Annotated in this window: 12 protein-coding genes; 8 read left to right on the top strand and 4 right to left on the bottom strand. The window is 65.6% G+C overall.

Annotation, left to right across the window (positions count from 1 at the left end; all coding sequences use genetic code 11):
* Window positions 1–16: 16 nt before the first annotated feature.
* Genes waaF through LB518_RS17985 form a run of 3 tightly spaced genes read right to left on the bottom strand, consistent with a single transcriptional unit; the run spans window position 17 to window position 4,182 of the window.
* Window positions 17–1,096 (bottom strand): lipopolysaccharide heptosyltransferase II, encoded by a 1,080-nt coding sequence (gene waaF, locus LB518_RS17995; protein WP_224579120.1) that lies wholly within the window; start codon window positions 1,094–1,096, stop codon window positions 17–19.
* 47 nt (window positions 1,097–1,143) lie between these two features.
* Window positions 1,144–1,428, bottom strand: a complete 285-nt coding sequence (locus tag LB518_RS17990) for a hypothetical protein (protein WP_224579119.1) — start codon at window positions 1,426–1,428, stop codon at window positions 1,144–1,146.
* Window positions 1,429–1,482: 54 nt separating this feature from the next.
* Entirely contained in the window at window positions 1,483–4,182 is a 2,700-nt protein-coding gene (locus LB518_RS17985; protein WP_224579118.1) for a DUF2339 domain-containing protein, read from the bottom strand.
* Window positions 4,183–4,348: 166 nt separating this feature from the next.
* Between LB518_RS17985 and LB518_RS17980 the strand changes: the two genes are divergently transcribed.
* The 4 genes from LB518_RS17980 to LB518_RS17965 are packed head-to-tail and all read left to right on the top strand — an operon-like array spanning window position 4,349 to window position 8,078.
* Window positions 4,349–6,070, top strand: coding sequence for an ArnT family glycosyltransferase (locus tag LB518_RS17980; RefSeq protein ID WP_224579116.1), 1,722 nt, complete (start codon window positions 4,349–4,351; stop codon window positions 6,068–6,070).
* Window positions 6,067–7,023 (top strand): phosphatase PAP2 family protein, encoded by a 957-nt coding sequence (locus LB518_RS17975; RefSeq protein WP_224579114.1) that lies wholly within the window; start codon window positions 6,067–6,069, stop codon window positions 7,021–7,023. The genes LB518_RS17980 and LB518_RS17975 overlap by 4 nt, the downstream gene beginning before the upstream one ends.
* Complete coding sequence (locus LB518_RS17970; RefSeq protein WP_224579112.1) at window positions 6,980–7,759, top strand: glycosyltransferase family 2 protein; 780 nt, start codon at window positions 6,980–6,982, stop codon at window positions 7,757–7,759. Before LB518_RS17975 ends, LB518_RS17970 begins: the two co-directional genes overlap by 44 nt.
* Window positions 7,752–8,078, top strand: coding sequence for a lipid-A-disaccharide synthase N-terminal domain-containing protein (locus LB518_RS17965; RefSeq protein ID WP_224579111.1), 327 nt, complete (start codon window positions 7,752–7,754; stop codon window positions 8,076–8,078). Before LB518_RS17970 ends, LB518_RS17965 begins: the two co-directional genes overlap by 8 nt.
* A 6-nt stretch (window positions 8,079–8,084) precedes the next feature.
* Here LB518_RS17965 and metC read toward each other — a convergent pair whose 3' ends face one another.
* Window positions 8,085–9,263, bottom strand: a complete 1,179-nt coding sequence (gene metC / locus LB518_RS17960; RefSeq protein ID WP_224579109.1) for a cystathionine beta-lyase — start codon at window positions 9,261–9,263, stop codon at window positions 8,085–8,087.
* A 315-nt stretch (window positions 9,264–9,578) separates the two neighbouring features.
* Here metC and LB518_RS17955 point away from each other — a divergent pair, with 315 nt between their 5' ends.
* The 4 genes from LB518_RS17955 (at window position 9,579) to LB518_RS17940 (ending at window position 14,107) form a co-directional block, all read left to right on the top strand.
* Window positions 9,579–10,598 (top strand): amino acid ABC transporter substrate-binding protein, encoded by a 1,020-nt coding sequence (locus LB518_RS17955; RefSeq protein ID WP_224579107.1) that lies wholly within the window; start codon window positions 9,579–9,581, stop codon window positions 10,596–10,598.
* Between the two features lie 135 nt (window positions 10,599–10,733).
* Entirely contained in the window at window positions 10,734–11,951 is a 1,218-nt protein-coding gene (locus LB518_RS17950; RefSeq protein WP_224579105.1) for an amino acid ABC transporter permease, read from the top strand.
* Between the two features lie 7 nt (window positions 11,952–11,958).
* On the top strand, window positions 11,959–13,299 hold the full coding sequence (locus tag LB518_RS17945) for an amino acid ABC transporter permease (RefSeq protein ID WP_224579103.1): 1,341 nt from the start codon (window positions 11,959–11,961) through the stop codon (window positions 13,297–13,299).
* A gap of 16 nt (window positions 13,300–13,315) precedes the next feature.
* Entirely contained in the window at window positions 13,316–14,107 is a 792-nt protein-coding gene (locus tag LB518_RS17940) for an amino acid ABC transporter ATP-binding protein (protein WP_286198754.1), read from the top strand.
* The last annotated feature ends 43 nt before the right edge of the window (window positions 14,108–14,150 follow it).

Genomic DNA, 14,150 nt, shown 5'->3' with positions numbered 1-14,150 from the left:
GTCCCCGGCGCCGGGGTCACTCGACCGCCGGCCGCCGCGTGGATAGCGCAATCGGGGCCGGCATGGAAAGAGCCGCCGCCGCGACGCGCCTGACAGCGGCGAAGACGGATACGGGCTCGATGCCTTCAAGACAGGCCAGCGTGCCGAGCGGGCAGGTGCGCTCGAAGCAGGGCCGGCAGCTGAGTTCGAGCGACAGCGCCTCGGCATTCGGTGCCGTGGGCGGCGTCAGCTTCTCCGAACTCGACCCGTAGAGCACGACCAGCGGGCGGTCGAGCGCGCCGGCGACATGCATGAGGCCGGTATCGTTCGAGACGACGACGTCGGCGATCGACAGCAAAGCGGCGGCCTCGACCAGGCTGGTACGTCCTGCGAGGTCGTCGAGCGGCACGCCCGATTTTTCCGCGATCTCCGCCGTGATCGGTTTGTCCTTGGGACCGCCGAAAAGGCGGACCCGATAGCCATCCCGATGCGCGAGACGGGCGAGCCCGGCGAACTTCTCGGCCGGCCAACGCTTGGAGGGGCCATATTCTGCGCCCGGGCAGAACGCGATCGATGGAGCAGAAAGGTCCAGGCCGAGCCGGCTTTCAAGCTCGCGCGTCGGGCGATGGGGCATCCTGAGCACCGGGCGAGGCGAAACCGGTGGCGAGCCGCTGGGGCCCGCAAGGGCGACGAAACGATCGATGGTGCGGGCGGTCTTGCGCTCGCGATCGGAACGCGCGTCGGTCAGAAGCAGCGAACGCCCCTCGGCGGCATAGCCGATGCGTTCGGGAATGCGGGCCGCGAACGGCGGAATCACAGCCTTGAAGGCGCGTGGCAGCACGATGGCCGTGCCATAGCCGCGCTTCTTCAGAGCGCGGCCGATCTTCCAGCGGTCCATGAGGCCAAGTTGGCCGTGCCCGAGCGCCAGGGGGATCGTCTGTTCGACCCCTTCGATGAGCGTCGCGATTGGCAGCGAGGAGGGCGGCGCCAGCATGTCGATGGGTCGCCCCGGCCAGCGCCTGCGCACCGCTTCGACCAGACTCGCAGCCATGACCATGTCGCCGACCCAGGAAGGGCCGACGATCAGGATGGGCGAGGTGTTGTCGCGATCTGGCATATCCGGCTCGGCCTTCTCATGGCGGCGCCGGACGCCTTCGTCAAGACCTACATAACCGGCGGCTCGGGCTGGAGCGGCGGGACGTAGTCCGGCTCGGAGCCGGGCTGATCCTCGATGGGCGGATCATTGACCGGATAAGGCGTACGGCCGCCCTTTGGGTTGGTCGGCGGCAGTTCCTGCGGCTCCTGCTGCGGCAGTTCACGCGGTACGTTGCCGGGAATGTCCGGCGGCTGGACCGGCGGCTGCTGCGTCGGGATCGGGTCATGCATCGGCGGCATCGGCTGGCCTGGCGGCATCGGCTCGGGCGTCGTCGGCTGAATAGGATCGGACATCGGCATTCTCCCTTTGCTGCAGGGTGAACGCAGCGCCAGCGCAGAGGGTTCCGGTCAACCCTCCGGCGCGGGCGGGGCCGTGCTTCGTGTGCCCCCGAACAGCAGCCTTTGATACAGCAGGCCGATCCCGATCAGCACGAGACCGAGCCCCATGAAGGACAGCGCGCGCCAGATGCCCTCCAGGCTGCCCATGTCGATCAGGAACACCTTCAGCACCGCGATGAGGATCACCACGGCCGAGGCCAGACGCGCGGCCTTCACGTCGAACAGCAGCCCACCGATGAGCAGCAACAGGCCGAGCACTAGCCAGACCGCCGAATAGGTGTAGGATTCTGCCGAGCCGATGATGCCGACCGTCAGGTCGGGGCTGGCTGCGTAGAGGAAGCGGATTTCCAGCGAAATGCCGCCAAAGGCCAGCCCAAGCGCCGCGAGGCCGGTCGCGAGCCGCAGCCATCGCCTGATGGTCCCGGAGCCGGCCGGAAGCGGCTGCATGGCGAGGAGGCCGGCGAGCAGCGCTGGCAGCCAATAGGCTAGGACGATCTCGTTGAGCAGCGCCGAGCCGGCCACCGGCTCGCCGGTTACGAGCGGATTGAGCGCGAAGCCAAGGGCGATCACCGCGTTGAGGAGGCCGACGAAGCGGGCGATCATGGCGCCCACGGACGTGACAGGGTTCGCGCCCCGGCGGCCGAGGCGTGTGAGGCCGAGCGCGAAGGCGAAGGCGGTGGCGGTGATGAGGCCCTGCTCGCCGAGCCGTGTATCTTCGGCGAGGAGATCGCCGCCGAATGTGATCGCGTGGATCTCGAACACGACAAGGAGCGCGAGCATCGCCAGCGCAACCGCCTCGGCCGCGAGCGCGGCCCGATCGGTCGCGCGCCGCCGCAACAGGACGGCAGCGGCGCCAAAAGCCAGCGTCGGAATGCCGTAACCGGCGAGGATCGAGACATAGACGGCCGATCCGGCGCGGATATCGAAGACATAGGGATCCCAAGCGATCCGCCCGAACACGGCGATCGCCATGACGAGCACGGCATAGCGCAGCGCCACGATCGGACGCTTGGTCTCCACCCAGGCGGCGCCAAGGCTTGTCAGCGCGAAAGCGGTGGTGAGGATGCCGCCATCGAGCGCCATGGTGAGCGCGAAGGCGATCGCGCCGACGGTTCCGGCTGCGAAGAGCCCGGTCGCGATGATATCCGCGGGATGATCGGGACGCTCGGCCGACGAGGCGCGGGCGGCGAGAGCGCTATAAAGCGCGGCGAGCGCCAGCGCGACGGCGGCGAGCACCGGATTTGCGGTGAAGCCGGAAATCCGCAGATAGGTCATCGCGATGATGAGCAGGGGGCCTGCCGTCGCCGCGCCGACAAGCGCGGCCGTTGCGAAGGAGCCAGGCTCGGGATGGCGCCGGAACCGCGCAAGCGCGGTCGCGATCAATCCGGCGGCGCCGATCGCCGCGACATTGGCGAAGAAGACGATTGTGGCCGGCAAGGGAAAATAAGCGGCGACCGCATCGACGACATAGGTCGTCGGCTCAGCGGCGGCCTGGCTGGCGGCCGGCCAGAAGTAGAGCAGCGCCACGACCAACGCGGCGGCGACGCCGCCACCCAGCGCTACGGCGTCATAACGCCAAGCGGCGGCCAGCATCAGCGCGCCACCGAAAAGCGCTGCGACGATACTGGTGGCCGGATAGGCGTGAGCAGCGCTGCCGGCGACCAGAAGAGCGGCGGCGCCGGCCAGAACAAGGCTCGCGAGCCAATCCGGCGTCGGTTCCGGATCGCTGTCGCGATGGACGTCGATGACGAGGAAAACCAGCGTCAGCACCAGGAAGGCGAGCGCATAAGCGGCGCCGACCAGCGCGTCGCTTGTCGTCCCCACGAGCATCAGCAAGCCCCAACCGAGCGCGCCGACGCTGGCCGCGATGGCCAGCCAGCGCCAGCCGCGAATGCGGGCAAGGCCAAAGGCCGATGCGCTGACGAAAGTCAGGTAAAACGCGAGGATCGCGAGATTGGGATCACGGGAGGCCACCAGCAGCGGCGTGGCATAGGCGCCGACGAGGCCAAGGCCCGAGAGCCAGGGGCCATGCAGGGCGGCGGCTGCCATCGTGCCGAGGCCGATGGCAGCGAAGAGGATGAAGGCGCTGGCCGGACCGATCAGGGCATAGAGTGCATAGGCTGCATAGACGGTGGCGAACAGGCCGACCGTGCCTGCCGCCGTCAGGATGCCCGGAATGTTGGCGGCGGGAATCGCCGAGAACGCCGTGACGCGCGGTGAGCGGCGCAGCCATTCCCCGGCCGCGAGCAGGGCAAGCGAGAAGGCGGCGCCGAAAGCGACGCGGATGCCCGGACCGAGCAGGCCGGCATCGATCGAATAGCGGACGAGGAAGATCGCTCCGAGCGCGAGCGCAAGACCGCCAACCCAGACCGCCCAACGCGCGCCGAGCTTCTGCTCGAGGCTTTCGCGTGGTCCGCTTGGGGCAGAGGCGCGCGCTGGGGCGGCCGTTTCCGACGGCGCTGGTTCTGTCGCGTCGGTTCCGGCGAAATCATCGGGCTCGGCGGCGACCTCGGGGGCCTCATCGATTCGCTCCGGAACGATCATGTCCGGCAGCGGCGGCCGCGCGCCGGCACCCTGCTCGATCGCGATCAGCCGCCTTTCGACCGCGGTGAGGCGGCGGCGGGTGCCAATGAGCATGAAGAACGACACCACCGTGATGATCGGTAGTGCGATGAGCAGAAGGATTCCAAAGGCGATGAGACCGTCCATGCTCCGTCGATAGCATGTCCTTTGGGGCGCCGCTGTGTCCGCGATCCCAGCGTCGTGCCTCGCCTAAGGCGCGAGGCCACAGTTGCCGCGCCGCGCGGTTCCCTGTATCCCGCAGCGGGCGAATATCGATGGCGGGCTGGGCAGGCAGAGGAAACGGCGAGGTCGCGTGAGCAGCACGGAAACGCCTGTGGAGCCCGATAGCTCCGGCATCGCTCGGCTCGGCCGCGCGATCGACACGTTGATCTCGCGGATCGCCACCTCCACGGTCGCGAGCCTTCTCGCCATCGCCGTGACCGCTTTTCTCGCCTTTATTCCCGGCCTCACAACGCTGCCGCCGATCGATCGCGACGAGCCGCGCTTTGCGCAGGCGACGCATCAGATGATCGAGACGGGCAACTATCTCGATATCCGCTTTCAGGACGAGGCGCGCTACAAGAAGCCGATCGGCATCTATTGGCTGCAGTCTGCGGCGGTCTGGTTGACCGGAACCGGGCCCGACGCGCCGATCTACATCTATCGCCTGCCGTCCTTCATCGGCGCCATTGCCGCTGCGATGCTGACCTGGTGGATGACGATTGCATTTGGCCGGCCGCGCGCGGCGCTTCTTGCCGGAATGCTCGTCGCAACCACCATTCTCGTCGGAGTCGAGGCGCGTCTTGCCAAGACCGACATGGTGCTGCTCGTGACGATCACGGCGGCGCATGGCGCGCTCGCAAGAGCCTATCTCTCGGCCGACAACAAGCGTTCGCTGAAGCTTGCCGCGATCTTCTGGACGGCGCTCGGCGCGTCGATCCTGATCAAGGGGCCGGTCGGCGTCGGCGCCATCGCCTGTCCGGTAATCGTGCTGTCGCTGGTGCGCGGGTCGTTCGGATGGTTGCGCCGCCTCGCGCCGCTGCCGGGCGTGATCTGGATGGCGCTCGTCGTCGCGCCCTGGTTCATCGGGATCGGGCTTGCCAGCCGCGGCGCCTTCTATCAGGAGGCGCTGGGCAAGGATCTCTTCCAGAAAGTCGTCAGTGTCCAGGAATCGCATGGCGCGCCTCCCGGCGCCTATGCGTTGATCTTCGTCTTCACCTTCTGGCCGCTCGCAGCCTATTTTCTTGCCGGCCTCTCCTCGATTCTCGACCGGCTGCGCCAGCCCTCGATCCTCTATGCCGCGACCGCCGTGATCCCCTATTGGGTCATCGTCGAGGCGGTGCCGACCAAGCTGCCGCACTATATCCTGCCGCTGTTCCCGCTCATCGCGATGGCGACCGCCGATGCGATCGATCGCGGCGTGATCAACAAGGCGAGCACGCACTGGTTCATGCGCTTCCTGGCGCTCGCGCCGGCTCTTCTGCCGGTCGCGCTCGGCGTTGCGGGCGTCGCCATTGCCATCCTGCTTGGTGACGCGATGCCGATCCTCGGCACGCTGATCCTCATCGCCGCGGCGGGCGTCGGGCTGGTTTCCGCGAAGCTGTTCAGCCGATCGACTGTTGCCAGCGCCGTCGTCGCGGGGCTTGCAGCCATCGTTGCCTATTGGGGCGCATTCGGCGTCGTCCTGCCGGGATTGCAGCAGACGCGGCTCAGCGAGCGGCTGGTCGCGGCTGGCCATGCAGCGGCGTCCTGTCCCTCGCCGGCGCTTGCAAGCGCCGGCTTCGAAGAGCCGAGCCTCGTGTTCGTGGCGGGGACCGCCATCCAGCTGATCGACGGTGAGCGCGCCGCGACCTTCCTCTCGGAGGGAGGTTGCCGCGTGGCGTTCGTCGAGCGGCGGCAACTGGCGATGTTCAACGGCCGCGCCGATGATCTCGGCCTCGCGCCGCAGGAGCGGGCGGTCATCGAAGGCTACAACATCAATGGCGGACGCCGTCTCGAAATGCATGTGTTCACCCTCCCGGAGGCGAAGCGTTGAAGCTTGATCGCCACAGCCGGCTCAAGGCGTTGAAGCAGCGCTTCGTCGATAATGTCATTTCCATTCGGGGCAGGGCGATGCGCGTCACGCTGCGCAGCCATGTCGAGCCGCCGCGCCTTCGCCTCGGCGAATGGTTGGCGATCGGCTTGGCCGCTGCGGTGACCGTGCTGGTGATCGGTATCGCCTTCGACCCGATCTCGATCGATCGCGCCCGCGCGCTGCCGGGCGTCGTGGTCGAAGTGCTGCGGATTGTTTCCGATGCCGGCAAGTCGCAATGGGAGCTTTATCCGGCCGGCATCCTAGTGCTTTTCCTGCTGCTGTGCCGCTGGCAGGCTGCGCCGCGCTTCGCACGCGTGTTCTGGGCCGAAGTCGGGGCGCTCTCGGCCTTCGTCTTTGCCTCGATCGGCGGCATCGGCATTCTCGTCAACATCGTCAAGCAGCCGATCGGGCGCGGCCGGCCGCCGACGTTCGACATGTTCGGCGCCTTCACGCTGCAGCCACTGCATTTCGCCTATGAGTTCCAGAGCTTCCCATCCGGCCATTCGGCGACGGGTGGCGCCCTGATCGCGCTCGGCTTTCTGGTCTTTACGCGCTGGCGTATTGGCCTGCTGCTTTTCGGTCTCGCGATCGGCGCCAGCCGTGTCGCCGTGGGGGCGCATTATCCCTCGGACGTCGCTGCCGGCCTCATCGTCGGTTTCGCTTTCACAATGTGGCTGTCGGCTGTCTTTGCCCGTTATGGCTGGGCCTTTCATCGCGGTGCAACAGGCACTATAAGGGCGCGCTCCGGGGCGATCCGGCGGGTCTCGCGAAGTCCCGCGCGGATCGTGATCGTGCTCGCCAGCCTTGTCGATGCGCTGGTCGGCCGCCCCCTTTTCATTCCGGCGCTGGCATCGATCGGAGACGGCTCGTATGGCAGAACCTTCCCCCGCGTCGGGCCTATCGACGAAGCCTGACGGGCTGCTGCCGGGTGTTTCGGTTCTCATTCCCGGCAAGAACGAGGCCGAGAATCTGCCCGAGTTGATCGAGGAGATCCGCGTCGCGCTCGGCGCGCAGTCCTTTGAGATCATCGTCATCGATGATGGCTCCGACGACGATACCCCATCAACCATCACGGCGCTGATGCGCGAACGGCCATGGCTGCGGCTGATCCGCCACGCCGCTTCCTGCGGGCAGAGCGCCGCCGTGCGGACGGGGTTGCTCGCGGCCCGGGCGCCCATCGTCGTCACGATCGATGGCGACGGCCAGAACGATCCCGCCTTCATGCCGAAATTGATCGATGCGCTCGAGGCGGGCGGCCAGCGGACGGCGATCGCCGCAGGGCAGCGGCTGAAGCGCACCGATTCCGGCGCCAAGCGGATTGCCTCGCGCTTCGCCAACTGGCTGCGTGGCGCGATCCTCAAGGACGGCACGCGCGATTCCGGCTGCGGCCTCAAGGCCATCCGTCGCGAAGTGTTCCTATTGCTGCCGTATTTTGACGGTTGGCACCGGTATCTGCCGGCTCTCGCCATTCGCGAAGGCTATATCGTCACGCATATCGACGTCGTCGACCGCAACCGTCGGCACGGCGCGTCCAAATACGGCATTCTCGATCGCGGCCTTGCCGGCGCGCTCGATCTTTTCGGTGTCTGGTGGCTGCGGCGGCGGCGCAAGCGCGTGCCGAGCCCCACGGAGATTTCGCTCGATGGTTGATATGTTCAATGCGCTTGGCGGCTGGCTGCATGCCGTGTTCGTGCAGCAGCTCGACTGGTGGGTGCTGCTCGGGTTCGCGGCGCAGATCCTGTTCACGATGCGCTTCGTCGTGCAGTGGGTCGCGAGCGAGCGGGCGCGACGCAGCGTCGTGCCGGCTGCCTTCTGGACCTTCTCGATCCTCGGCGGCGCGCTGCTGCTGGTCTATGCGATCTATCGCAAGGACCCGGTTTTCATCGCCGGCCAGGCCGGCGGCCTCTTCATCTATTTCCGCAATGTCTGGTTCATCCGCCGCGAAAAGCGCGAGGCGGCTGTCGGCTGATCGCCGTCAGGCGAGATTGCCGACCCGCTCGAAGGCCGCGTCGAGATCGGCGATGAGATCCTCGGTGTCCTCGAGACCGACATGCAGGCGGATCAGCGGACCCGTCGCCTGCCAGTCGGTTGCCGAGCGGCGCAGGCGCGCGGGAATTGCGAGGCTCTCAAAGCCGCCCCAGGAATAGCCGAGGCCGAAGATCTGTAGCGCTTCCAGGAAGGCCGTCGCCTTGTCCTGGCTCCAGCCATCCATCACGACGCCGAACAGGCCCGAGGCGCCGGTCATGTCGCGCTGCCAAAGCGCATGGCCTGGATGTCCAGAAAGGCCGGGATGCAGCACACGCGCAACCTCCGGGCGTCCGTCGAGATGGCGAGCGACGGCAAGGCCTGAGCGCATGTGATGATTGAGGCGCACACCAAGCGTTCTGAGGCCGCGCAGGCCGAGAAAGATGTCGTCCGGGCCTACACAGAGACCGAGCGCGAGATAGGTCGAGCGGAGGCGGGCATAGGCGGACGGTGCGGCCGAGACGGTGCCGAGCATAAGGTCTGAATGGCCGCCGATATATTTCGTCGCGGCGAGCAGACTGATGTCGGCGCCGAGCGCCAGCGGCTTGCAATAGAAGGGCGTCGCCCAGGTGTTGTCGGCAATGAGGAGCGCGCCATTATCATGCGCTGCTGCCGCCATCGCCGGAATGTCGGTCAACTCGAAGGTCAGCGAGCCGGGGGTTTCGACATAGACGGCGCGGGTGGTGTCGCGCATCAGCGCTGCGATGCCGCCGCCGATCTGCGGATCGAAGAAGGTAGTCTCGACGCCGAACCTCGACAGCACCGTGTCGGCGAAAGTGCGGGCCGGATCATAGACGTTGTCGGCCATCAGAAGATGATCGCCGCTACCGAGCACCGCGAAAAGCGCCGTCGAGATCGCGGAAAGGCCGGAGGGACAGAGAACGGTGCCGGCCGCGCCTTCGAGTTCCGTCATCGCGGATTCAAGCGCTTCGGTCGTTGGCGTTCCGGTTCGGCCATATGTGTAGGGCTGGCCGCCCGGACGCATCGTCTCGACATCGGGAAACAGGACGGTCGAGGCATGGACAACCGGCGGATTGACGAAGGCGCCCGTGATCGATCGGCTGCGTCCCCCTTGCGCCAGCCGAGTCAGCGGGCGCTTTTCGCGGCCGTTGTCATTGCCATCCGCCATTCTGCTCTCCTTCAAGCGCAACGCTGGCGCTAAAATCATCATGCCGCATCAATGTGCGCATTTGCTGTCAGGTGCGGCGCTCGCCCCTTGACCTGCCTGCCATAATCGCCTGAGATGGTCCGGTCAAACGTCGTCGGAGCGTTTCCGGTGGCGTGCCGCAACGGTTTGGCGAGCGCGCGATAGTCGGCGCGGCGACGTCAGAAGCGCCGGGATTGAGGGGCTCTGGCCCGTACTCACGGAGTTTGAAAGCCATCCGGCAGGACATGCCAATCATGCGGCATGGGATGATCCGACAACGACAGAGGGCTGCAGAAAATGAAGAAACTAATCGCATCGATCATCGCTGGCGCCGCGTTGGCGACGGCAGGCATCTCAGCCGCCAGCGCTGGAACGCTCGAGGACGTGAAGGCCAAGGGCTTCGTGCAGTGCGGCGTCAATCCGAGCCTGATCGGCTTTGGTATCGCTGACGAAAAGGGCGAGTGGAGCGGCCTCGACGTGTCCTTCTGCCGCGCGGTCGCTTCGGCGATCTTCGGCGATCCGACCAAGGTCAAGTTCAGTCCGTTGAACGCCAAGGAGCGGTTTACCGCGCTTCAGTCCGGCGAAGTCGATCTGCTGTCGCGCAACACGACCTGGACCATGTCGCGCGATTCGTCGCTTGGGCTGATGTTCGTCGGCGTCAATTATTACGACGGTCAGGGCTTCATGGTCCGCAAGTCGCTCGGCGTCTCGTCGGCGCTCGAGCTCTCGGGCGCCAAGGTCTGCACGCAGACCGGGACCACGACAGAGCTCAACCTTGCCGACTATTTCCGCTCGCACAACATGCCTTATGAGGTCGTCGCCTTCGAGAAGAACGAAGAAGTGCTGCAGGCCTATGAGGCCGGCCGCTGCGACGCCTATACGACCGACGCCTCCGGCCTCTACGCCGAGCGTCTGAAGCTCACCAATCCCGACGACCATATGATCCTGCCCGAGATCATCTCCAAGGAGCCGCTCGGACCGGCCGTGCGCCAGGGCGATGACAAGTGGTTCACGGTCGTGAAGTGGACGCTGTTCGCGCTGATCAATGCCGAGGAACTCGGCCTGACCAAGGCGAACATCGACGAGAAGAAGACCTCCGACAATCCTGAGATCAAGCGCTTCGTCGGCGTCGAAGGCGATTTCGGAACCGGCATCGGTCTGACGAATGACTGGGCCTACAACGTCATCAAGGGCGTCGGCAATTACGGCGAGATATTCGACGCCAATGTCGGGCCGTCGACGAAGCTCGGCATCGCGCGTGGGCTCAACAATCTCTGGTCGAAGGGCGGCATCCAGTACGCGCCGCCGATCCGCTAGTCTTTCGATTGCGAATGGCCGCGGGCGGTTTTCCGTCCGCGGCGACCGCCGCGTTGCCGACCGGGCGCCAAGATCCGGAGAGTGAAGCAGGCCAACCGCGCATCTGACCGGCGAAACGCCGGATGACGAGGGGATATGGCAGCAGGGGATATCGGGGCTCGATCCTTTGGAGGTCGCGCCGCCGCTTTCATCAACAACCCGGCCGTGCGGGGCCTGGTGTTCCAGATCGCGTTCGTGGTGGCGCTTGTCTGGTTCGCCTGGGACATCGCCGACAACACCGCCCGCAATCTGCAGCGGGCCAATATCGCCGCGGGTTATGGCTTTCTCGATCGCACGGCAGGCTTCGGCATCGTCCAGAAGCTGGTCGACTATACCGAGGCGAGCTCCTACGGCCGCGCGCTGCTGGTCGGCCTCCTCAACACGCTGCTGGTCGCAGGTCTCGGCATCCTGATCGCGACGATCCTCGGCTTCATCATCGGCGTGGCGAGGCTCTCGTCCAATTGGCTGATATCGCGGATCGCGACGGCCTATATCGAGATCCTGCGCAATATCCCGCTGCTGCTGCAGCTCTTCTTCTGGTATTTCGCGGTGCTGCGCTCCGTGCCTGGCATGCGCGAGAAATGGACGTTTCTCGGCATCTTCCACATCAATATCGGCGGTCTGCATGTCCCCCGGCCGGTCTTCGCCGATGGCGCTGGCACGGTCGGCATCGCACTCATTGTCGGCATCATCGCCGCGCTGCTCGTCGGCCGCTGGGGCCGCAAACGGCAGGAGGCCACCGGCCAGGCGCCGCCAGCCGGCTGGATCGGCGCTGCGCTGATCGTCGGGCTGCCGCTTGTCGCCTTCTTCGCGTTGGGTCGGCCGATCTCGTTTGATGTGCCGGTCTTCAATGACCAGGGCCCCATCCTGAGGCGCGGCTTCCAAGCCGGCTCGGGCATGACGGTCATTCCCGAATTCTTCGGCCTACTGCTGGCGCTCTCGCTCTATACCGCCGCCTATATCGCCGAGACGGTGCGTGCCGGTATCAGCGCCGTCGGAAAGGGACAATCGGAAGCGGCGCATTCGCTTGGTTTGCGCAATGGGCAGACGCTGCGTTATGTCGTGATCCCCCAGGCGATGCGAGTGATCATTCCTCCGCTCACAAACCAGTATCTGAACCTCACCAAGAACTCGTCGCTCGCGGTCGCCGTCGCCTATCCCGATCTCGTCTCGGTCGGCGGCACGGTCTTGAACCAGACCGGCCAGGCGGTGGAGATGGTCAGCATCTGGATGATCTTCTATCTCGGCCTCAGCCTACTCACCTCGCTCGTGATGAATATCTGGAACCGGCGCGTCGCGCTGGTGGAACGGTGAGGCGCCGATGAGCACGATGGCCTCAACCGCTTTTGTCCGCGACGAGATGGTCGGCCCGCAAAAGGCGCCGCCGAACATGATCGGCCCGATCGGCTGGGCCAGGAAGAACCTGTTCTCAACTCCGATCAACAGCGTGCTGACGATCGTTGCGGCGCTGTTTATCGTCTGGTGCCTCGTTCCGGTCATCCGCTTCACCATCATCGATGCGGTCTGGACCGGCGATGATCGCGCCGCCTGCGCGCAGGCGAGCGGCGCCTGCTGGGCCTATGTGAAGGCCTATCTGCCGCAGTTCATCTATGGCCGCTATCCGATCGACCAGCGCTGGCGCGTCGACATCGTGTTCCTGATGCTGGCCGTGGCGATGGTGCCGATGCTTATCCCGCGCGCGCCGTTCAAGCGGCTCAACGCGCTGTTCCTCCTGACGATCTATCCGCTGGCCTCGTTCGTCCTCCTCACCGGCGGCCATCTTCGCCTTCGCGGGCGGTTCCTTCCGGACGACATTGTCGCGCCGGGGCCGGTTCGCTTCGCGCTTGAATTCGCGCTTCTGTCCTTCGCGGTCGTCCTGCTGGCGGGGCTCGGCGCCCGGCTTCTTGGGTTGAGGACGGCCCAATCGGCCGCCCCGATCGGCATTTTCCTTGGCGGGCTCGCCTTCATCTTTCTTGTCGCCGGCGCCGATTTCGGACTTGTCCCGGTCGAGACAGCCAATTGGGGCGGGCTCCTGGTGACGTTGGTCGTCGCGGTGACCGGCATGGTCGCGTCATTGCCGCTCGGGGTCCTGCTGGCGCTGGGGCGGCGCTCGAAGATGCCGGTCGTCCGGGTGGCATCGGTGACCTTCATCGAGGTGTGTCGCGGCGTGCCGCTCATCACGGTCCTGTTCATGGCCTCGGTGATGCTGCCGCTGTTCCTGCCCGAGGGCGTGACCTTCGACAAACTGCTGCGCGCGCTGATCGGCGTCGCGCTGTTCCAGGCCGCCTATATGGCCGAGGTGATCCGCGGCGGTCTGCAGGCGATCCCGCGCGGCCAATATGAAGGCGCGATGGCGATCGGCCTCAGCTACTGGCAGCGGATGCGCCTGATCATCCTGCCGCAGGCGCTGCGCGTGGTCATTCCGGGCATCGTCGGCTCGTTCATCTCGCTGTTCAAGGACACGACGCTGGTCGCGATCATCGGTCTGTTCGATCTGCTCGGGCAGATCCAGGCCTCGGCCAATGACGCCAAATGGGCGTCGCCGGTCACCGGCATCACAGGCTATATTTTTGCGGCGTTGGTGTTCTGGGCGTTCTGCTTCTCCATGTCACGCTACGCTGCGTTTACCGAAAGGCGGCTCGACAGAAGCCACCGTGGATAGATTCGAAGGGGATGTCATGACCGAAGCGATTGCTGCTGCCGAACCGCCGATCACGCTCAAGGTCTCGTCGACGGACGTTGCCCTCGAGATGATCGACGTCAACAAATGGTTCGGCGAGTTCCATGTGCTGCGCGATATCAACCTGAAGGTCATGCGCGGCGAACGGATCGTCATTGCCGGTCCTTCAGGATCGGGCAAGTCCACGCTCATCCGCTGCATCAACCGCCTCGAGGAGCATCAGAAGGGCAAGATCATCGTCGACCAGATCGAGCTCACCAACGATCTGAGGAAGATCGACGAGGTGCGGCGTGAAGTCGGCATGGTGTTCCAGCACTTCAATCTCTTCCCGCATCTGACCATCCTCGAAAACTGCACGCTCGCGCCGATGCATGTCCGCAAGATGCCGAAGCGGGAAGCGGAGGAGGTCGCGATGCACTATCTGACGCGCGTCAAGATCCCCGAGCAGGCAAGCAAATATCCTGGCCAGCTTTCGGGCGGTCAGCAGCAGCGCGTCGCCATTGCCCGCTCGCTGTGCATGAACCCGCGCGTGATGCTGTTCGATGAGCCGACCTCCGCGCTCGATCCCGAGATGATCAAGGAAGTGCTCGACGTTATGGTCGGTCTCGCCCTCGAAGGCATGACGATGATCTGCGTGACGCACGAAATGGGTTTCGCGCGCCAGGTCGCCAATCGCGTCATCTTCATGGATGGAGGCCAGATCATCGAGCAGGACGAGCCCGAAACCTTCTTCACCAATCCGCAGCACGAGCGGACCAAGCTGTTTCTCAGCCAGATCCTGCATCACTGAGAGATATCGCCCCTCTCAAGACGAGAGGGGCAAAGCGGAGCTG

It is taken from the genome of Mesorhizobium sp. BR1-1-16, assembly GCF_020165495.1.
In the GTDB taxonomy this organism is placed as follows: domain Bacteria; phylum Pseudomonadota; class Alphaproteobacteria; order Rhizobiales; family Kaistiaceae; genus Kaistia.
This window is presented reverse-complemented; position numbering and strand designations above follow the sequence as displayed.

Coding starts and splice junctions, on each gene's coding strand:
- waaF (WP_224579120.1), bottom strand. CDS start 1,096: ATGCCAGATCGCGACAACACCTCGCCCATCCTGATCGTCGGCCCTTCC.
- LB518_RS17990 (WP_224579119.1), bottom strand. CDS start 1,428: ATGTCCGATCCTATTCAGCCGACGACGCCCGAGCCGATGCCGCCAGGC.
- LB518_RS17985 (WP_224579118.1), bottom strand. CDS start 4,182: ATGGACGGTCTCATCGCCTTTGGAATCCTTCTGCTCATCGCACTACCG.
- LB518_RS17970 (WP_224579112.1), top strand. CDS start 6,980: ATGGCAGAACCTTCCCCCGCGTCGGGCCTATCGACGAAGCCTGACGGG.
- LB518_RS17965 (WP_224579111.1), top strand. CDS start 7,752: ATGGTTGATATGTTCAATGCGCTTGGCGGCTGGCTGCATGCCGTGTTC.
- metC (WP_224579109.1), bottom strand. CDS start 9,263: ATGGCGGATGGCAATGACAACGGCCGCGAAAAGCGCCCGCTGACTCGG.
- LB518_RS17955 (WP_224579107.1), top strand. CDS start 9,579: ATGAAGAAACTAATCGCATCGATCATCGCTGGCGCCGCGTTGGCGACG.
- LB518_RS17950 (WP_224579105.1), top strand. CDS start 10,734: ATGGCAGCAGGGGATATCGGGGCTCGATCCTTTGGAGGTCGCGCCGCC.
- LB518_RS17945 (WP_224579103.1), top strand. CDS start 11,959: ATGAGCACGATGGCCTCAACCGCTTTTGTCCGCGACGAGATGGTCGGC.
- LB518_RS17940 (WP_286198754.1), top strand. CDS start 13,316: ATGACCGAAGCGATTGCTGCTGCCGAACCGCCGATCACGCTCAAGGTC.